Source organism: Candidatus Thermokryptus mobilis (genome assembly GCF_900070205.1).
Classification (GTDB): domain Bacteria; phylum Bacteroidota; class Ignavibacteria; order Kryptoniales; family Kryptoniaceae; genus Kryptonium; species Kryptonium mobile.
The window spans coordinates 62,945-82,237 of record NZ_FAOO01000002.1 but is presented as its reverse complement, the minus strand read 5'-3'; the positions used below and the strand labels follow the sequence as shown (position 1 = coordinate 82,237).

Here is a 19,293-nt window from a genome sequence, read left to right as displayed (position 1 = left end):
TTGAGAGAACCAAATTAATTTTAGCATAAAGATGAGAAAGGTTTTAAAAATTTCCCTTCTCTTCTTTTTCCTGAGTTCAGATTGCCTATCGCAATGGTATTACTTCGGGCGGAACAAGGTTCAATATACGCAGTTTCAGTGGAACATTTTGACTACGGAGCACTTTGACATTTACTACCACCCGGAGATGAGAGATATCGCTGAAAGAGGTGCTTACTTTGCTGAGGAGGCATACGCTGAGCTACAGGAGAAGTTCAATATAAACATTTTGAATAAAATCCCGCTTGTGTTTTACAGTTCTCATCTTTATTTTCAACAGACGAATACGACGAGTGGTTTAATTCCTGAAGGGGTTGGTGGTTTCTTTGAGTTTATAAAAGGGCGCGTTGTAATCCCGTTTGATGGTTCAATTTATCAATTCAGGCATGTAATAAAACACGAGTTGGTCCATGTCTTCACACTTCACAAAATTCAGCGTGTTTTGAAAGACCATCGTCAGCCAACTGAAAAGATGCCACCACTTTGGTTTACAGAAGGACTTGCGGAATTTTGGTCCACCAAATGGGACAATCAAGCGGAAATGCTTTTAAGGGATGCGGTCTTGAATAACTACATCGTCCCGCTTTCAGAAATGGATAGAATTCTTGGGACTTTTTTGATGTATAAAGAAGGACAAAACATCCTTGAATATATTGCCGAAAAATACGGCGAGGAAAAAATACTTTTGCTTTTTGAAAATTTTTGGAAAGCTAATTCGTTTGAAAAAGTGTTTGAGATGACGATAGGGAAAAATTACAAACAATTTGATGAGGAATGGCTTTACCATTTGAAGAAAAGATATTACCCGCTTTTGAAATATAGTGACCCGCCGAGCGCGGTTGCAAAACCAATCGTTGATGACGGCTTCAGTATGGGACCTGTGTTCTATAGAAACAACGACAAAGGTGAAATTTATTTTGTTGGGAATTTGACGGGTTACACGAATATCTATAAAGTTGAAATTGGCGAAAAAGCAAAACCGAAAGTTATAATTGAAGGGGAAAGAACGGATAAATTTGAATCATTTCACTTCTTCAAAACGAAAATTGATGTATCAAAAGACGGCAAACTTGCTTTTATAACTAAATCCGGTGATCACGACGCAATACATATATACGACTTGAAAAGCGAAAAACTCCTTGAGACATTTCAATTTAATTCACTTGTTATGATAACATCGCTTTCTTTCTCACCCGATGGCAGAAATCTTGCTTTAAGCGCAATTGATAAATCCGGGTATAGTGACCTTTATATTTTTGACATTGAGTCGGGAACGCTTAAAAAGTTAACTTTTGATTTTTACGATGACAAAGAAGTTGCTTGGTCTCCAAGAGGTGATAAAATTGCCTTTGTCTCGGATAGAACAATTTTCGGCAAAGACGGCAAATACAACATATTCCTCTACGATGTAAAGGATGATAAGATAAACTACTTGATTTATGGGAACTTTTCATGCTCATCTCCAGCTTGGTCACCTGATGGTCGTTTTCTTGCATTTGTTTGCGACATAGATGGGACACAGAACATCTGGACTTTGGATTTGTCTCAGCCGAAATTTATCGCTGAACTTGACGGCGTTTCAGGTGTAAATGGATTGAACTCTTTTGAAATAAGGCAAATTACGAATTTGACGACATCCGCATTTGACCTATCTTGGACAGATGATGGGAAAATTATTTTCGTCGCGCTTGAAAATTTGAAGTTTAAAATTTTTGTCCTTGAAGGGAAAATGGAGAAACCAATTTTTACGCAGAAAATAAACCACGCTGATATTGAGAAAACACATTGGGATACCCCAAGAATACAGGGAATTCAAAAGATAAATGTTCTGACATATCGTGGCAAATATGACCTTGATATAGCCCAGAGTCAAATCTCAACCGATCCAATTTTTGGAACCGTTGGTGGTGCAGCAATCGCCTTAAGTGATTTGCTTGGTAACGAAAGATATTATTTCCTGGTTTACAACACCGCTCAAACGAAGGATGAAATTTTAAAGAGTTTTAACATCGCAATATCTCGTGTCTCGCTGAGCAAGAGGACAAACTTTGCTTACGGTATTTTCCATTTCGCTGGGAGAAGATACGATTTAACTGACCCCGACCTTTTCTATTATGAAAAGGCATATGGCGCTTATTTTGCCCTGAGCTATCCGATTTCAGTTTTCAGAAGGGTTGAGTCAAGCATAATGTTGAATAGGTCTGACAAAGAGATACTTTTCGGAACCGGTGAGAGAAAAGCGATGTTGCTTTCAAATTCAATCTCATACATATTTGACAATTCACTTTGGTCGCCAACTGGTCCAATTGATGGAAAAAGATTTAATTTAACACTTGCTTGGACAACGGATGTTCAATTCTCAAATGTTAATTATTACACTGTTATTTTTGATTATCGCCATTATCTTAGGTTATCACTGCGTTCCGCTTATGCCGTTAGATTGATGCTTTTCTACAACGAGGGGAAGGAAGCAAGGCGTTGGTTTATGGGTGGAAGTTGGGACCTGCGTGGATATGAAAGATGGTCAATAAGAGGCAAAAAACTTTGGCTTGTAAGTCAGGAGTTAAGGTTCCCGTTCATTGATAAGTTTGAGATTAAATTCCCATTCGGCGGAATTTTCATCGGTTCAATAAGAGGGGCTTTCTTCTTTGACTCAGGTAGCGCATGGGACAATAAATATCGGGAAACGCTCGGAAGTTTTGGCTTCGGGATAAGATTTAACATCGGCGGGGTTCTCGTCTTGAGATATGATGTGGGCAAAAGGATTGAGAACAATTTCTCCCAGGTTCAAAGGTCATTCTTTCACCAATTTTTCTTCGGCTGGGATTTTTAAATTGAAAATTGACCTTTAAGATGAAAAAATTTTTCCCCCTTGCACTATTAATTTTGACATCTTGCTCGTCTTTCAAACTTGAAAAAAACATCATACTTGGTGAATTCAACTGGGTTCAATACGGGAATTCACCCACGAGATCAAACAAATCTTATTATAAAGTATCTCCACCGTTTCAGCTCTCTTGGACTTACAACGCTGGTGCTGGCTTTTCAAACGCGCCGATGCTCATCGCCGATGGAATTTTATTTGTAGCAACGCTCGCCGGTGAAATACACCTTGTTGATATTGAAACGGGGAAAAAAATCGGAACCATCGGTGCCGAATCCCCCGTCCATGGAACCCCAGTTTTATACAGAAATAAACTTATCATCCCAAGCGCTTTGGGGAAAAATACGCTTGAATGTTTTGATTTAAACCTTGGTAAATCTCTATGGAAGGAGAAAATCGGACCAATTGAGTCGTCCCTTCTCCTTGTGTATGACAATTTGATAGTTGCCACACTTGAAGGTGAAGTTATAAACTACAATCTTAAGTATGAGCTTCCCGAAAAAATTTGGGAGTTTAAGGTTCAAAAGCCGATTCATTCATCGCCCGCATCTGATGGCAAGTTCATCTTGTTTGGATGTGACGATGGGAATCTTTACTGCCTCGGGATTGAGGATGGGAAATTGGTTTGGAAGTTTAATGCTAACTCCCCTATATTTGCACCGATTTCAATATCCGACGGAAAGATATACTTTGGAACGCTTGGTGGGGACTTTTTTTGCGTTGACATTAAATCTGGAAAAGAAGAATGGAGGTTTAACACTGGTTCAAAAATTTACGGTGGTTGTGCTTTAAACGATACGCTTGTTTTTTTCGGGACGGCGTCTGGAAAATTTTTCGCACTTAACAAAAACAATGGTGAGTTAATTTGGACATTTTCCGCAAAAAGTTTGATAAACTCCGCACCCGTGATCTCTGGGAAAACCATAATATTTGGTTCGCTTGACAAAAATGTTTATGCAATTGAAATTGAAAACGGGAATTTAATATGGAAATATGAAACTAGGGGACGGGTAAAGTCAAGTCCGATTGCTTGGAAGAATTTTCTCGTCGTTGCGAGTGAGGACAGGTATATTTATGCATTTAAAACAGAACAAACCAAGTAAAATGTTGGTAATTTTCATTTTGGTTTTCGTCTCAAAAGTTTTCGCTCAGGATGATTTCGGGTTTCTGAACATAAATTCCGATCCTGAAAAGGCACTTGTCTATATTGATTCAAAGCTAATTGGGCTTACACCTATCGTAAATCTTAAAGTTAAGCCGGGAGCATACATTTTAAAGGTTAAAAATCCCGAAATGAGCGATTGGCTTGAATCTGACTACGAACAAAAAATTGATGTCAGGGCTGGGGATACGCTGAATTTGTTTGTGACATTTGATAAATATGTTAAGATAAATTCCATCCCGTTTGGTGCGGATATTTTTCTCGGGGATTCAATTTTGGGGGTGACGCCGTCTGTTTTTAAGTTGAAGGAATTGATCGGAAAGAGGTTGAAAATTTCAAAGAAGGGTTATGACGAAGTTGAAATTTTCATTGATGGCAAAGCGAGGAAATTTGAGGTTAATTTAAAACCGAAAAATGGGGTTGATGATGAACTTCGTAAAGGTTCAAGGGATAAACTTAAAATGGTCTTGCCAATTGCTGTGATAAGTTTATCAAGCGGTCTTTTTTCAATTTATTTCAAAACAAAAGCAGATGCCCTTTACGAGGAATATCTGAGAACAGGCGATGCCGGAAAACTTAACACCATAAAGACATACGATAGGATCTCGGCTTTTACACTTGTAATTTTTGAGGCGACAACATTACTTGGAATTTATATTCTTCTCTCGGATTAATCCCTCGTTAAACCTCAAATTGAATTTTCCTGTCTATATTTTTAAATTAGTCCCAGAAAAACTTCAGGAGGCACAAAGATGAAAAAGATATTTTTTTTAGCTATTGTTTTCGCAAGTTTTGTAGCAAATGCCCAACTCCCTTTTTTTAGACCTTTCTTTTCAACCCTTGGGGGAGAAACGCGCCTTTTTTTCTATGAAGTCGTAAACCTCATTAGCGATGATACATCAAAAAGCAGAATTGATATAAATTTCAGAATAGCGAACGATATTTTAACCTTTGTTAAAAATCCCCTCGGTTCACCTGAGTATATTTCAAATTTTACCGTCACAGCTGAAATTTTCACAGATGATGGCAGAACAGTTGGACGAAAAAGTTTTCGCGGATTTAGAGGGACAGATAATTATGATGAAACGAACTCAAAAGATATTTACACCCAGGGAAATTTCCGCTTTGATATTGCCCCTGGGAATTATCGCCTTACACTTATACTTGAAGATGAACAGTCAAATCAAATTTTAAAGCGCGAGAGAAAACTCAAAGTTAAGGCATTTAAGCCTGGTTTCTTTGATGCGTCAGACCTCGTTATAATTCAGGAAGTTAAAGAGAGTGGCGATACTATGGTTTTGATCCCGACGAACATTGGCAATAGAGTCAATTTTGGGAGAGGTTTTATAGCGTATATTCAATTCACTGACAAGGCAAGCGAGGTTAAGTATTCAATAACTTATTTTGCTGAATTTGGCAAAAAAAGGGTGATAAAGAGTGAGAGCATTGAGGTTGACAAGATAAGAAATGATATGGAGTTTGTGTTCAGGGAAAACCCCGGGGATACGATTTTCACTTATCTTCTAAGCCCATCTGCTCCGAAAAATTATTATTCACTTTTGATCCCGGTTAGCGGGGATTCGCTTGATCTCGGTGAATATGAATTGACGCTTGCGGTTAAGTTTGAAGATGTAGATAAAATTCAGGTTGAAAAGGAGTTCACGAGAAAATTCACTGTTGAATGGGTTGATATGCCATTTTCACTTCAAAATCTTGATTATGCGATAGGTATTCTTGAATACATCGCTTCGTCAGATGAAATGGCTAAATTGAGGTTTGGGACTCCACAAGCAAGGTTGCAGAAATTCAAGGAGTTTTGGGCGCAAAGGGACCCGACCCCAAAAACCGTTTATAATGAGCTTATGGCTGAATTTTACAGAAGGGTTGATTACGCTTTTATGAATTTTTCAACTTTGCGTGAAAGAGACGGTGCAAGAACCGATAGAGGCAGAATTTACATTATCTATGGACAACCGACAAAAATTGAGAGAAAATATACCCCAGGAAAACCAACTGAAGAAATTTGGTATTATGAACCTATAAGGAGAAAATTTGTCTTCGTTGATCAATATGGAAGTTTCAAATTAACATTGATTGAAACTTATGCGCCCTAAAATTGCTGTCACCGTCGGAGATATAAATGGGATTGGTCCAGAGGTAGCTTTAAAAGCGATGGTCAAAAAAAGTGTTCGCTCAAAATGTCACCCTTTTCTTATCTCCCCGGTCAAAGTCATCAATTTCTATTCAAAGTTTTTGCAATTGAAATTTCATATTATGAATGACGAGAGCGATTTTGAAGATGGTGAAGTTGTCAATGTTTTACCAATGTCTGATTTTAAAAACTTTGAAATTAATTTCGGGAAGCCGACAAAAATCTCCGGGATGATAGCGGGTGAATCAATTAAAATTGCTGTAAATTTATGTCTTGAAGGCAAAGCGGATGCGATTTGCACTTCCCCCATCTCAAAAAAAGCACTTAACAGCGCTGGTTTTAAATTTCCCGGACAAACTGAGATGATAGCGAAGTTATCAAACTCAAAACATTATCTGATGATGTTCGTAAATGACAAGATAAAAGTTGCGCTTGCGACGATACATTCGCCCCTTAAGGATGTTAGTGGATTTATAACAAAGGAACTTTTGAGGGAAAAAATTGGGATTTTGATTGACTCTTTGAATTTTGACTTTTGTGTTAGCTCTCCATCAATTGCAGTGCTTGGTTTAAATCCTCACGCTGGGGAAGAAGGATTGCTTGGGGATGAAGAGGAGAAAATCTTGAAGCCAGTTGTTAGATCTTTTTTGAAAAAGGGTAAAATAGTTGAAGGTCCTTTTCCCGCAGATGGTTTCTTCGGTGAGAAAAAATATAAAAATTACGATGCAATTCTTGCGATGTATCACGATCAGGGATTGATACCCGTTAAACTGATTGATTTTTACACGACTGTTAACTTTTCCGCTGGACTTAAAGTCGTGAGGACTTCACCAGATCACGGAACTGCTTATGATATCGCTGGCAAGTTCATCGCAAATGAAAAAAGTATGGAGAGGGCGATGATTTTATCCGCAAAAATTTCTATAAACAGAAAAAGAAACGAGAGATGAAAGTTGTCATCGCACCTGATTCGTTTAAGGGTTCTTTGAGTTCAGTTTCAGCAGCTCAGATAATAGCGAATGCTTTTAAATCAGTTAACGAGAAATTTGAGGTCCTCACGGTTCCTGTTTCAGATGGTGGTGAAGGATTTGTTGAATCGTTGCATTTTTCAATCGGGGGTAAATTAATTGAAAGCATCGTCACGGGTCCGTTGCCTTATCAGAGGGTCAAGGCGAAGTTTTTGACTTTTGATTCAACCGCAGTAATTGAAATGGCATCGGCAAGTGGTTTGACGCTTGTGCCCGAGGGGAAAAGAGACCCGAAGGTAACAACAACTTACGGCGTTGGTGAATTGATTAAGAAAGCGATTGAACTTGGTGCAAAACAGATAATTGTCGGTGTTGGTGGAAGCGCAACGAACGACGGCGGTATGGGAATGGCCTCAGCGCTTGGATACAAATTTATCGGTGAAAACGGTAAAAGAATAAAGCAAGGCGGTATAAATTTACTCAAACTTAAAGATATTGATGATTCAGAAGTTGACGAGAGGATTAGAAGTGTTAATTTCAAAGTTGCAGTTGATGTTTTAAATCCGCTTTGCGGTCCAAGCGGGGCTTCCTTTGTGTATGGACCTCAAAAGGGGGCTAAAAAAAGCGACCTCAAGAAACTAGACATGGCTTTGCGAAAACTCGCAAAGGTCGTTAAGAAAAAATATGGAATTGACATAGAGAATCTCCCCGGGGCAGGGGCAGCGGGTGGACTATCAGGTGGGCTTGTTGCTTTTTGTGGCGCTGAAATTGTTAAGGGAATTGACCTTTTCCTTGATATGGTCAAGTTTGATGAAAAAATCAAAGATGCAAAACTTATCATAACAGGCGAGGGAAAAATTGATTCACAAGTTAAATATGGGAAAGTGTTAACTGGGATTGTTGAAAAAGCCAAGCGATGGAATGTCCCTGTTGTTGCGATCACCGGAAAAATTGAAGGTGATATGTTGCAACTTTCAAGGTCCATTGGACTTGTAAGTATATTCAGTATGACGAATTTATCAATGACCGAAAATTTCGCTATGAAAAACGCAGATAAAATTTTGTTCAACACTGCTGTTCAAATCGCCAATTTGATTGAAGGTTTATGTTTGAAATTTTGAGGGATAAAATCCTCGTCTGCGATGGAGCTGTTGGGACAGAGATTTTAAAAAGAGCAAAAGTTGAATATCCTGAGTTAGCGAATTTAACCGAACCTGAGGTCGTCTCTCAGTTACATGGTAGATATATTGATGCTGGTGCTGATATAATAACCACAAATTCTTTTGGTGCAAATTCACCGCGCTTTGCCGAATTTGGGGTCAACATTTATGAACTTAACAAAAAATCGGCTCAGATAGCTAAGTTCGTAAAATCAAAGGGGAAAATTTTATTTGGTAGCGTTGGCCCGATCGGTTTGAAAAATATCGGTGATTTTAAAAAGATGTATGATTACTTCTCGGAGCAAATATCAGGTTTGAGAGATGGTGGTGTGGATGTGATTTTAATTGAGACGATGACAAATGTTGAGGAAATGAAAATTGCCTTTGAAGTTGCGCGAGGCGAGACGAAATTACCTATTGCTGTAACAATGAGTTTTAAAGTCACAAAAGAAGGGATAAAAACTTATCAAGGGGTTGATTTTAAAGTTGCTGTGAGGGAGATGCTGAAACTTGGGGCGGAAATCATCGGGGCAAATTGTGGAAACGGTTTTGGTGAGATGGTTGAGATAGTTAAGGGGTTCAGGTCCATTACGCGGGAATTTTTCCTTTTGATCCAACCAAGCGCTGGGACACCGAGGAAAGTCGGCGATGAATTAGTTTATCCGGAAACCCCAGATAAAATCATACCAGCTGTTAAAAAGATGATTGAACTCGGCGTGAACATCATCGGTGGTTGTTGTGGGACAGGACCAGAACATATCCTTGTAATAAAGAAGATAGTTGACGGCGAAATTAAATAAAAAAAGCACGGGATAGGGATAACCCGTGCTATTTATGTGGAGGACGCCATGAGGAGAAGCTTAATTTAAAGCGAAGTTTTCTTCGCCTTCCTCAATTTTAAATTTCGGAAGGTAAAGTTTTAAATGCCCGTTGCTTAAACTTATCCAGCCACCGTGAAGTTCAGCGATGCTTTTTATTAAAACACTATCAAGACCCGAACCAAGGGTAAACCCTTTAATTGAAATTTCAATTTTTTCTTCAAATTCCTGAATGTTTATCCTCAAAGTTGAATTTTCACCAAGCGATTTTAGGACATTTGAAAACAGATAACAAAGCATAACCCTTATTTTCTCCCTGTCAGCTGAAATTTCAAATCCATGTTCGGAGTCAATGATTATATTGATCTTCTTCTTTTCAATCTCGTCTGAAAAGGAAGCAAGAGAATTTCTTATCTCGTCCAACAAGTTTAACCTCTCAAATTTTAACTTATATCGCCCGGCTTCAATTTCATATAACTCGTTTAATCGGTTTAAGTTCGCTAACATCTCCAATCCTGCCTTGTTTATGTTGGTGATTAAATCAAGCGCTTCTTCCTCAGAAAGATTTTTTATCTCCTCTTTTAAAATTTCGGAAAATCCCAAAATAGCCGTCAGCGGTTTTTTCAAATCATGCACAAGAATTGACAAATACTGTGAGCTCATGTTTTTCGCTTCCTTCTCTTTCAAGGATAGGTTTTCAAGGTAGAGTTTAAGGAACGCGAGCTCGGTCTTAAATTTTTCCTCGTTAAATTTGCTGAAGGGTCGTTCTCCAAACAAAACAAGATAACCAATCATATCGGCATTTTTATAAATCGGGATTGATAAGGCGAAACTTGCATCTTTGAGTGAATTTAAACTTCGGATGGTTTTTCCCCCATTGATCAAGTAAATTAAAGCTGTCTTACCTCCAACACCCATTAAAATTGAATCAACAGCTTTCTCAACCGAGTCAATGTTGAAATCCGTCCTCTTTAATTCCCTTGTAAATGAAACCATGCCTGCTACGCTGATAAACACACCTGCAGTTAACAGAAAAATTTGAAGCCAGAATTGATCAAAAAAACTAAGAAGTGAAGCAAACCACAGAATTATAATTCCAGCCAAAATTTTAAATGAACTTTTAATTTTCCTCCCGTATCTTTTTGCTACAAAGCTGAAACCAATGACGAGAACGATGAATATGATATTTTGAATCACAATTGATGTCATAGCGTTATAGTGTTATAAGATAGTTTTCACTTATCACAAGTTTGAGAAGCGACAACCATTCCTCTGCGTTTGAAAATTTATTTATGAAGTAAAACCTTGAATTATTTCCTTCCTCAACTTTGAAAGTTTTGTCGTCACAGGCAACGATTATCGGAATCCCATACAATATATTATCTGCAACCTTCAAAAGACCTTCAACTTCGTTCGGAAAGTTCGTCTCAACAATTAGAATATCGTGAAGTTCTTCCTGAAGCGATTTAACGACATCGGAGAAAAGGTCAAAAACTTTTATGATGAACTTTTCCTCACCGAGATTTTCTTTAACTCTCTTGGCGAAATTTTCGTCCGAGGTATAAACCACAATTTTACAAACGAGTGACATCTCTAAAACCAAATTTGTTCGCTTCTAACAAAGTAAAATCTCAACTATTGTGCCAAAGTAGAAGGTTTTGAAAAGAATTGAAAAATTGGAGTTTAAAGTGGGGTTAAACGATTGACTTTGTAAAAATTACAAAAACGGTGGGTAATTTTTATATGCTTTTTAACCCAGGTCAAGCATTCTTTTGCCGTTTACATATTCTTTAAAGGCGGGTTTTCGCAAGGATATGAGTTTGTTGACGATTTCTTTTATCCTTTCTGAAGCTTGATGGATACGGTTTAGATTTTCTATTATTTTTTCCTTGTCGGGGTTGTCCTCTTTGAAGGCACGATTTATAAGTTCAAGCGCAAGGTAAATTATGTTGAGTGGGTTGTTTATCTCGTGACCAAGGGTCCTTGCCATTTCAAGAAGTGCGGATTCGTGTTGAAGCTCCGCTATTTCACTTTGAAGTTTTTTTATCCTAAACCCGACTCTTATCCTTGCGATGAGCTCACCGAAATCAACCGGCTTTGTTATGAAATCGTCGGCTCCAGCTTCAAGCCCGGTTATTTTATCCTCGGTTTCAACTCTCGCTGTTAGCATAATGATATATGAAAATCTCAATTCGGGATGTTCCCTCAACTTTGAGATCAACTCAATCCCCGACATCCCAGGCATCATCCAATCAACAATTATCACATCCGGTTTCCATTTAGTTGAAAGTTCAAGACCTTCCTTGCCATCGTATGCTAAATTGATTTCATATTCGTTTTTCATTATCACCCTTTTCAAAATCTCAGCGTAATTTTTATCGTCTTCAACGATTAAAACTTTACCCTTTATTTCATCGCTCACTTTAGAAACCTTTTAATTTTTTCAATCAAGAAGTTATGATCAGTTATCGGTTTTGAAATGTAATCATCCGCTTTGCTTTCTTCAAGGAATCTTTCAGCATCGCCTCTCATGGCATGTGCAGTTGCAAGTATTATTGGAATTTTTGCAGTCCTTTCATTCTCCTTTATCATCTTGGAAAGTTTTATTCCGTCAACTTGGGAACCGTTAACGATAGTTCCCGAAAGCGAAACATCCATGATTATCAGGTCAACATTTCCCGAGTTTAAAATTTCCATGATCTTATCCCCGTCATCTGTAACGGTCACATCAAATTTCCCTCTCCTTTTCAAAATTATTTCAAAAAGTTGCGCAGTTAATTTGTCATCCTCAACGACAAGTATATGAGGCATCAAACAATCCTTTGATTTGTTTTAATGCTTTTGTTTATCAATGATATGAGTTTTTCTGGCTGACTGTTAAGCTCGCTTTTATCAACGACGATTATCCCCATGCTCTTTGAGAGAAGTTCTTTCTCTTCTTGTGTAGTTGGTTCTGGGTAATTTGTTATAACAAGAATTGGGAGTTCTGGGGCAAGTTTTTTTATCCTGAGTTCTCTGATGACATCGTAGCCATTTAGCTCAGGCATCATCAAATCAAGCAGGAGTATATCGTAATTTTTGGATTTAATCTTTTCAATCGCTTCTTTTCCGTTTTTTGCGTAGTCAATTTTAAATTTATGTGGCAAAATTTTTCTAAGGAAAATTTCAATGTTCGGGTCATCATCAGCAAGCAATATGTCAATTTCGTTTTTTTCTTTTACAAATTGTTTCAAAATCTTGAGCAAATGTTCAGGTTCAATTGGTTTTTCAACGACGCTGGGCTTAAAATTTATAAATGAAAGTTTCAGGAGTTCATTTACCTTTTGCAGATGACCTGTGACGATGATTATAGGCATGTCTTTGAGTTCGGGCGTGTCGTAAATTCTCAAAACTATATCAAAACCGTTTTTCAATTTTGCTGAAGATTTATGCGGGATTGCATAGTCAAGTATCAAAACATCTGGCTTAAATTTCAATATGTAATCCCAACCGTCATCTGCGTTATCAACCCATAAAAACCTAAATGAGTTTTTCACAAGAAATGTCTTCAAAAATTCAGCAAATCCAGGGTCGTCATCAACTGCAAGTATCAGAAGGCCTGAATCGCCGTAGATTTCACCTTGTTTTATCGTGATTTCTTTATCAAACGATTTCGTTGACAGTGGTATCGTAAAAGTTACTGTTGTTCCTTTGCCTTCACCTTCGCTGAAAAGTTCAATTACACCGCCCATTATCTCAACCAAGCTTTTCGTTATGGCTAAGCCAAGTCCTGTTCCGCCGTATTTTCTTGTGGTTGTTCCATCAGCTTGAACAAACTTTTGGAAGAGTTTCGCTTGCTTCTCTTTTGATATCCCAATTCCTGTGTCAATTACAGAAAATTGGCAATGACCTTTTTCCTCAAAAACCTCCGCTTTTACAGTTATGCCACCCTTATGTGTGAATTTTATTGCGTTCCCGATCAAATTCAATAAAATTTGTTTCAAACGGTTTCTGTCCCCTCTTATGAAAATCGGCTTCTCGGGATATATCACCCTATATTCAAGCTTTTTCTGCTCCGCCTGAACATGTGACAGGGTCCAAACCTCTTGAAGAAGTTCAGATACCTCAACATCTTCAATTGTCAATTCAAGTTTTCCAGCTTCAATTTTGGCTATGTCAAGTATGTCATTTATTATGTTCAAAAGATGCCTCGCACTCATCAAAGCGTTGTCAACAAATTGCATCATCTCTTCTTTACTTTCGTAAAGACCTTCTTTGATGAGATTTAGAAATCCAATTATTGAATTCAATGGGGTTCTAAGTTCATGCGAGGTATTAGCGAGAAATTCACTTTTAAGTTTGTTCAGCTCCTGAAGTTGTGCGTTAGCTAGTTCAAGCTGTTCAGCGTAAAGTTTTAATTTCTCTTCCGCCTTCTTTTGCTCGGTTATGTCGCGGTTTATCCCAACCGTTCCGATCGGGTTTCCGTTGATGTCTCTTATAATTGAAAGAGAAGAACTGACATAGATTTTTTCGCCAAATCTATTGTAATGAATCGCTTCACCTTTCCAAAATCCCTTTTCTTGAAGTATTTGCCTTACCTGCTCACGCGTCAAGTCAGGGAATTCAACTTTAACAACTTCGCTTATCTCTTTTCCAATGACCTCCTCAGCTTTATATCCATACATTTTCTCAGCTGCTTTGTTCCAGGATGTGATTCTATAATTCAAATCAGCTGCGATTATTGCGTCGTTGACATTTTCAAGAAGATTCGCCTGGTATCTTATTTGTTCCTCTGCTTTCTTTCGCTCGGTTATATCGGACTGAATCCCGAGATAATAAGTCAAACCGTGAATCTCGTCTTTAATTGAAGATATTGAAAGTAAAGCGAAGTAAAATTCCCCGTTTTTCTTTTTGTTTATTATCTCGCCTCTCCAATATCCCTTCGTTAAAATTGACTCCCACATTTCTTTATAAAAATTCGCATCGTGAAGCCCGGATTTTAAAATTCTTGGGTTTTTGCCTATCACTTCATCTTTTGAATAACCGGTTACCCTGCAGAAGGCATCGTTGACTTCAAGTATGTTCCCATTTTCATCAGTTAATACAACCGCATCGTTAAGCGAAAGTAAAAGCTGGGACATTATCCTGTTTCTTTGCTCTGCCTTTATTCTATCGGTTATATCAAGCATGGTGCCTAAAAGCGCCGGCTTGCCCTCGTAATTGATCAAATTATTAAGAACCTCAACCCAAGCTATTTCTCCGTTCTTCTTAATAATCCTGAATTGAGAGCCCGACTTTGAAATATCACCTTTCAAGTTTGAAGTGAACAATTTAATCACTTTTTTCCTGTCTTCGGGATGAACAATTTCTAAAATTCTCCTTGTGTTAAGCACTTCTTGTGGTGTAAATCCGAAGATTGAAAGAATTTGACCGCTGACGAATTTGAATTTGCCATCCTGAAAGATATATGTCCCAGCAAGTGAACCCTCAACAAGCGTTCTATATTTTTCTTCCGACTCCTTTAGCTTCTCCTCTGCTTTTCTCTGCTCTGTTATATCCTCAATCATTCCATCGTAAAAGATGACATTTCCAAGTGAGTCCTTTACAGCCCTTACATGCTCACGCACTATTATTTCCTTCCCGTCAAGTCGTTTTAATCTGTTCTCAAAGTTTGATATTGAGTCGGAAATTTCAAGTGCGCGGATGAAAATTTCTCTGTCCCTTGGGTCAGCGTAAAGATCGGATGCCTTCATTCGCAATATCTCAAACTTGTCCTTCGCACCAAACATTTTCACAAAGGCAGGATTGACATCAATTATCTTGCCGTCTGGTGTTGTCCTGTATACGCCGATGACCGCGTTTTCAAAAAGTTCCCTGTATTTTTTCTCTGCTTCAATCAGTTCATTTTCAAATCTTCTTTTCTCAGTTGTGTCAATCTCAACAAATTGAATCAATTCACTTGAACCGTGCTTTACCAACCTCCCGCTTAATTCAGCATATTTTACTTTGCCACTCTTTGTTAAAAACCCAATCTCAAGCGCTTCCGTTTCATTTCGCTCAATTAAGTCCTTTATATACTCGCGGACTATTTCAATAAATTCAGGCGTGACAAGGTCAAATATGTAAAATTCCTTTAACTCCTCAAGCGTATACTCGTGATAATTGATGGCGTAATCGTTTGCATATTTTATCTTTCCGGTCAAATCGGTTAAAATTATTCCATTTATCGCGGACTGAAACACACCTTCCCAGAATCTCTTCGCCTCTGCTATTTTTCTTTCAACAGCCAATCTCAACATTGAAAATATAATCCCAAAAATTGCTCCAACTGCTGAAGGTATGATGAAAAGGTCAAGTTCAATTTCTCCACCGTAAAACCATTGATTCAGAAATACCGCAAAATTTATAATTAAGGCGGTAAGTATAGAATAGAGTAAGGCTGTTTTCAGTGAGAATGATTGAACATTTGAAGTTTCCTTAATCCCGGGGTCAATTTTCAAGTTCATTTTGAAACTTTCTTAATTTTTTGACCAAGCTTGTTTAGCTCTATATCGTCCTAAAAATATAGTCCCATAGTGGGGTTGAAACGCCAAAAGATCTATCAGGTGCTTGGTAATGATGTTTAAGATGATGTTTCCAGAGTGTGCGTAGTTTATTCTTTGGCGGTTTAAAATGATGAATTGCGTAATGAGTCATATCATAGGCGATGTAACCAGCGACAAATCCCGGGAAAAATGCAAAGGCATAAATGCCGAGCGAATATCTAAACAAATACCAAAATAAAACCGCAAGCGTTAAGCTAACCACCGGGGGCATTACGAGACGTTTGGGGTCGCGAGGATATTGATGATGGACACCGTGTATCATAAACTGTATTTTTAAACCAATAGGTGTCTTCGGTTCAAAGTGAAATACAAACCTGTGTAAAAGATACTCTGCAAGCGTCCATGAAAAAGCGCCCGTGAGAAACAAAACGAATATCGCCAATGTCTTGAAGTTTAACTTGTAGGATGAGTAAGCGATAAAGTAAATGACAACGGGAAGATAAACTATAAGCGGGGTCAATGGATGTGTTTTGGTCAATGATTCAAGAAATCTATTTTTAAACATCACGGCGGAGCCCCTTCTTGGATAAAGATAATCGGGAATCCTTCTGGCTTTGATCGTTTGTTCAACCATTTCTTTACCCTTTTTTGAAAAAATTTAAACTTTGCCGAATTAAATTGCAAATCGCTGATTGATTTTAATGCAATATTTTGGTAACTTATCAAAAAGTAAACTAAAAGGCGAAACAAAGATGAGAAAGTCAACCATTGTAGCGTTGTTTCTCATTTTATCTACCACATGGGTTTTTTCGCAAAGTTTGACATTGAAAGTAAGGGAGAAAACATTGCTCAGGGGGGAGAGATATGTAACTATTAGTTTTACGGTTGAAAATGTGAAGAAAGATTTCACGGATGTTGATGTGTCAAAAGGAGCATATTATTATTTTTTCTGCACTCCTGAGGGGGATTGGAAGATTGATGAGGAATTTGCGAAAGAGCTCACGGGGAAGATTTTGATACAGCAGGGTGGGAATGTTTTTTATCCCGAAATTTATGATTTTGTTACATCTGATGGTAAAATGGGGATTGTGATTGGTTTTGAGAAAAAATTTAAGCTTGAGAAACCGTTTACGATAGTTTATCCGATTTCTGAGAAGGTTGTCAGCAGGGGTGATATGAGCGTTCCGGAAAATTTATGGGAAGGTTATTCAAAGGCGATAGCGAAATATCAAGAGGGGGTTAAACTTTACAGTGGTGGCGATTACAGCGCTTCAGCAAATGTTTTGTTTGAGCTTGTCACTGACGAGATGGCGAAAAAATTTTCTTTTTACAAAGATGCTCGTGAAAAGTGTATAAAATCGCTTGATAACATCCTTATTGACCTTGTTGATAAGTTTAATTTGGTTGTTTCAGCGTCAATGGAGCCGGAGGATAAACTTAAGGAATATGACAGTTTGAAAGTTAAGTTTCAAAATTATGTTAATAATGTTTTGACGCCGAAAGTAAATGTCCTTGCTGATACAGCTGTATTTGCTATGCTTTCGCGAGCGAATAGTTATTTTGAAAAGATTGAAAATGAGATCAAAGCAGAGAAATATCGCCTTGATGTAAAAAGTATCGGCTGGCTCAACACGGAAGGGGGTGAAAATTTCAGGTATCGCCTTGTGATTTCGGCGCTTGCATATGCTTTCACATCTGAATCATTTTGGAATAACCCAGATACGACGAAATTTGAGTTCGTTTTGCCCGACACGGTTCTTGCAAATTTAAAGGTCTTTGGAGTTGAGAAAGATTATGAGATATTCCAAAGGGTTTGCATCTCAAATTTAAAGACAAAGGGAACGCTTTTTGACGAGAAGTTTCTCGTAAATCTTTTAAATAATTCAAAGCAACTTCCAGAGCCATACTATGAAATTTTCCTAGCTGTTGATAATTATGTGCGAGGGAACTACACTGAAAGCAAAAATTATATTTTCAAGGCTTTGAAGTCATTAACTGATAGGGAGCTTATAAGACGACTTGAGATTTTGCGAAGCATGATTTTTGTCAAGGAGAAAAATTTGGAATCCGAGGCGATTGCTTTTTATCGCGATGGTTTGGATAAATTTTCAAAGGGAGACAAGACCGGTGGGCTTGATGCGATAAGGAGAGCGATTCTTCTTGAACCGAGATTTCCATTGGCGAATTATACGATAGCGGAAATATATTTGAGCGATAACGATTTTTATCCTGCTATAATTTATTTGACAAAGGCGATTTCGCTTGATTCAAATTTTGTCCTTGCTTATGAGCGTTTATTTGATGTTTACAAGGCGCAGGGCAATTGGGCGGATTCAAGGACTGTACTTGAGTCGGCGCTCTCAAGCGGAAATGACTTCTGGATAATAAGAACGCTTCTCGGTTATGTTTATAACGAGCTTAAACTTTACGATAAAGCGATAGAGTCGCTCAACAGGGCGATAAGCTATAACCCCTTCAATTATGAGCAATATGTTTATCTTGGGATTGTGTATGCAAATGCTGGGAAAATTTCTGAAGCTGAAAGTGTATTGAAAAAAGCAGCCGAGATAAATCCGGATAGAAAGGAGGCGTATGAAGAATTAAAGAGAATTCAAGAGTTAAAAGAACTTAAGAATGGAAAAAGAGAAGAGGTAAAACCGAAGAGATGAGAAAGCATATTCTTGTTTCAAATGATGATGGCATAAATGCCGAGGGGATTTATGCGCTTGTGGTGGAATTGAAAAAAATAGCTGATGTGACCGTTGTTGCACCTGAAAAGCAGATGAGTGCTGTTGGTCATGCTATAACAGTTCAGTATCCTTTGCGTGTGAATCCGTTTTATAAAAACGGTGAATTTTTCGGTTATGCCGTTGATGGAACTCCAGCTGATGCTGTCAAACTTGCTGTAAAGGCACTTCTGAGGGATAAAAAAATTGACCTCTTAATTTCGGGAATAAATCACGGGATGAACACTTCAATTAATATAATTTACTCTGGCACTGTCTCTGCTGCAACGGAGGGGACTATTTTAGGAATACCATCGTTTGCAATCTCGCTTGCAACTTATGAACCGAATCCCGATTTCTCATTTGCGGCAAAGTTTGCAGCTAAGTTGGCGCAGTTTATATTTAGAAATGGAATTCCAAGTGGGACGCTTTTAAATGTCAATGTTCCCCCGGTTCCAGAGAGTGAAATAAAGGGGGTTTTGATTACAAGGCAGGGCAAGGCGTTTTGGGATGATTGGTTTGACCTGCGTAAAGACCCCAACGGCAGGGAATATTATTGGTTGACTGGAAAATTTGTGAATTATGAGCATGAAGATATAAATTCTGATCACACGGCAGTTCAAAACAATTATATTTCAATCACACCGATTCACTTTGACCTTACTGATTATGAAGCGATTGGCAAATTGAAAAAAAGTGGGCTTGAGGAGATTTTCAAATTTGATTAAAACTTTGGAATACTTGCTTTTTTTTCGTAATTTTGAAACCGAAACCGGAACAGGTCGGAGGGTAAGATTTGAAGATTTTTAAAGTTTGGTCGCCTGTTTCGGTTTTTTCAATAATAAAATAAGTGTTGTCAA

At 38.0% G+C, this 19,293-nt stretch carries 15 protein-coding genes; 9 read left to right on the top strand and 6 right to left on the bottom strand.

Annotated features, from left to right (window positions below; all coding sequences use genetic code 11):
- The first annotated feature begins 31 nt into the window (after positions 1-31).
- From FKZ43_RS01545 to FKZ43_RS01515, 7 genes are all read left to right on the top strand, one after another.
- On the top strand, positions 32-2,872 hold the full coding sequence (locus FKZ43_RS01545; protein WP_140944115.1) for a BamA/TamA family outer membrane protein: 2,841 nt from the start codon (positions 32-34) through the stop codon (positions 2,870-2,872).
- Between the two features lie 20 nt (positions 2,873-2,892).
- Positions 2,893-4,026 (top strand): outer membrane protein assembly factor BamB, encoded by a 1,134-nt coding sequence (locus FKZ43_RS01540; RefSeq protein WP_140944114.1) that lies wholly within the window; start codon positions 2,893-2,895, stop codon positions 4,024-4,026.
- Between the two features lies 1 nt (position 4,027).
- Complete coding sequence (locus FKZ43_RS01535) at positions 4,028-4,759, top strand: PEGA domain-containing protein (protein ID WP_181180202.1); 732 nt, start codon at positions 4,028-4,030, stop codon at positions 4,757-4,759.
- A gap of 78 nt (positions 4,760-4,837) precedes the next feature.
- On the top strand, positions 4,838-6,199 hold the full coding sequence (locus tag FKZ43_RS01530) for a GWxTD domain-containing protein (RefSeq protein ID WP_140944112.1): 1,362 nt from the start codon (positions 4,838-4,840) through the stop codon (positions 6,197-6,199).
- Positions 6,189-7,187: a 4-hydroxythreonine-4-phosphate dehydrogenase PdxA gene (gene pdxA / locus FKZ43_RS01525; protein WP_140944111.1), complete on the top strand. Its 999-nt coding sequence runs from the start codon at positions 6,189-6,191 to the stop codon at positions 7,185-7,187. Before FKZ43_RS01530 ends, pdxA begins: the two co-directional genes overlap by 11 nt.
- Positions 7,184-8,326, top strand: a complete 1,143-nt coding sequence (locus tag FKZ43_RS01520) for a glycerate kinase family protein (RefSeq protein ID WP_140944110.1) — start codon at positions 7,184-7,186, stop codon at positions 8,324-8,326. The genes pdxA and FKZ43_RS01520 overlap by 4 nt, the downstream gene beginning before the upstream one ends.
- Positions 8,311-9,165, top strand: coding sequence for a homocysteine S-methyltransferase family protein (locus tag FKZ43_RS01515; protein ID WP_140944109.1), 855 nt, complete (start codon positions 8,311-8,313; stop codon positions 9,163-9,165). The genes FKZ43_RS01520 and FKZ43_RS01515 overlap by 16 nt, the downstream gene beginning before the upstream one ends.
- A 60-nt stretch (positions 9,166-9,225) precedes the next feature.
- Here the strand turns inward: FKZ43_RS01515 and FKZ43_RS01510 are convergent, their stop codons facing one another.
- The 6 genes from FKZ43_RS01510 to FKZ43_RS01485 all read right to left on the bottom strand — a co-directional run bounded on the left by FKZ43_RS01510 (position 9,226) and on the right by FKZ43_RS01485 (position 16,341).
- Complete coding sequence (locus FKZ43_RS01510) at positions 9,226-10,392, bottom strand: sensor histidine kinase (RefSeq protein WP_140944108.1); 1,167 nt, start codon at positions 10,390-10,392, stop codon at positions 9,226-9,228.
- 4 nt (positions 10,393-10,396) lie between these two features.
- Positions 10,397-10,774: a hypothetical protein gene (locus tag FKZ43_RS01505; protein WP_140944107.1), complete on the bottom strand. Its 378-nt coding sequence runs from the start codon at positions 10,772-10,774 to the stop codon at positions 10,397-10,399.
- A gap of 159 nt (positions 10,775-10,933) precedes the next feature.
- Positions 10,934-11,605 (bottom strand): ATP-binding response regulator, encoded by a 672-nt coding sequence (locus FKZ43_RS01500; protein WP_140944106.1) that lies wholly within the window; start codon positions 11,603-11,605, stop codon positions 10,934-10,936.
- The gene (locus FKZ43_RS01495; protein ID WP_140944105.1) at positions 11,602-11,994 is read right to left on the bottom strand and encodes a response regulator; all 393 of its coding nucleotides are present in this window, start codon (positions 11,992-11,994) and stop codon (positions 11,602-11,604) included. Before FKZ43_RS01495 ends, FKZ43_RS01500 begins: the two co-directional genes overlap by 4 nt.
- Entirely contained in the window at positions 11,994-15,668 is a 3,675-nt protein-coding gene (locus tag FKZ43_RS01490; protein ID WP_140944104.1) for a PAS domain S-box protein, read from the bottom strand. Before FKZ43_RS01490 ends, FKZ43_RS01495 begins: the two co-directional genes overlap by 1 nt.
- A 40-nt stretch (positions 15,669-15,708) precedes the next feature.
- Positions 15,709-16,341 (bottom strand): sterol desaturase family protein, encoded by a 633-nt coding sequence (locus FKZ43_RS01485; protein ID WP_235894659.1) that lies wholly within the window; start codon positions 16,339-16,341, stop codon positions 15,709-15,711.
- Between the two features lie 118 nt (positions 16,342-16,459).
- Here FKZ43_RS01485 and FKZ43_RS01480 point away from each other — a divergent pair, with 118 nt between their 5' ends.
- On the top strand, positions 16,460-18,376 hold the full coding sequence (locus FKZ43_RS01480) for a tetratricopeptide repeat protein (RefSeq protein ID WP_181180201.1): 1,917 nt from the start codon (positions 16,460-16,462) through the stop codon (positions 18,374-18,376).
- Positions 18,373-19,161, top strand: coding sequence for a 5'/3'-nucleotidase SurE (gene surE, locus FKZ43_RS01475; protein WP_140944102.1), 789 nt, complete (start codon positions 18,373-18,375; stop codon positions 19,159-19,161). Before FKZ43_RS01480 ends, surE begins: the two co-directional genes overlap by 4 nt.
- The last annotated feature ends 132 nt before the right edge of the window (positions 19,162-19,293 follow it).

What these genes read in the sequence shown, in the direction of transcription:
- FKZ43_RS01515 (WP_140944109.1), top strand. Translation starts at nt 8,311, where the DNA reads ATGTTTGAAATTTTGAGGGATAAAATCCTCGTCTGCGATGGAGCTGTT.
- FKZ43_RS01505 (WP_140944107.1), bottom strand. Translation starts at nt 10,774, where the DNA reads ATGTCACTCGTTTGTAAAATTGTGGTTTATACCTCGGACGAAAATTTC.
- pdxA (WP_140944111.1), top strand. Translation starts at nt 6,189, where the DNA reads ATGCGCCCTAAAATTGCTGTCACCGTCGGAGATATAAATGGGATTGGT.
- FKZ43_RS01520 (WP_140944110.1), top strand. Translation starts at nt 7,184, where the DNA reads ATGAAAGTTGTCATCGCACCTGATTCGTTTAAGGGTTCTTTGAGTTCA.
- FKZ43_RS01530 (WP_140944112.1), top strand. Translation starts at nt 4,838, where the DNA reads ATGAAAAAGATATTTTTTTTAGCTATTGTTTTCGCAAGTTTTGTAGCA.
- FKZ43_RS01545 (WP_140944115.1), top strand. Translation starts at nt 32, where the DNA reads ATGAGAAAGGTTTTAAAAATTTCCCTTCTCTTCTTTTTCCTGAGTTCA.
- FKZ43_RS01495 (WP_140944105.1), bottom strand. Translation starts at nt 11,994, where the DNA reads ATGCCTCATATACTTGTCGTTGAGGATGACAAATTAACTGCGCAACTT.
- FKZ43_RS01540 (WP_140944114.1), top strand. Translation starts at nt 2,893, where the DNA reads ATGAAAAAATTTTTCCCCCTTGCACTATTAATTTTGACATCTTGCTCG.
- FKZ43_RS01490 (WP_140944104.1), bottom strand. Translation starts at nt 15,668, where the DNA reads ATGAACTTGAAAATTGACCCCGGGATTAAGGAAACTTCAAATGTTCAA.
- FKZ43_RS01480 (WP_181180201.1), top strand. Translation starts at nt 16,460, where the DNA reads ATGAGAAAGTCAACCATTGTAGCGTTGTTTCTCATTTTATCTACCACA.
- FKZ43_RS01485 (WP_235894659.1), bottom strand. Translation starts at nt 16,341, where the DNA reads ATGGTTGAACAAACGATCAAAGCCAGAAGGATTCCCGATTATCTTTAT.
- surE (WP_140944102.1), top strand. Translation starts at nt 18,373, where the DNA reads ATGAGAAAGCATATTCTTGTTTCAAATGATGATGGCATAAATGCCGAG.
- FKZ43_RS01510 (WP_140944108.1), bottom strand. Translation starts at nt 10,392, where the DNA reads ATGACATCAATTGTGATTCAAAATATCATATTCATCGTTCTCGTCATT.
- FKZ43_RS01535 (WP_181180202.1), top strand. Translation starts at nt 4,028, where the DNA reads ATGTTGGTAATTTTCATTTTGGTTTTCGTCTCAAAAGTTTTCGCTCAG.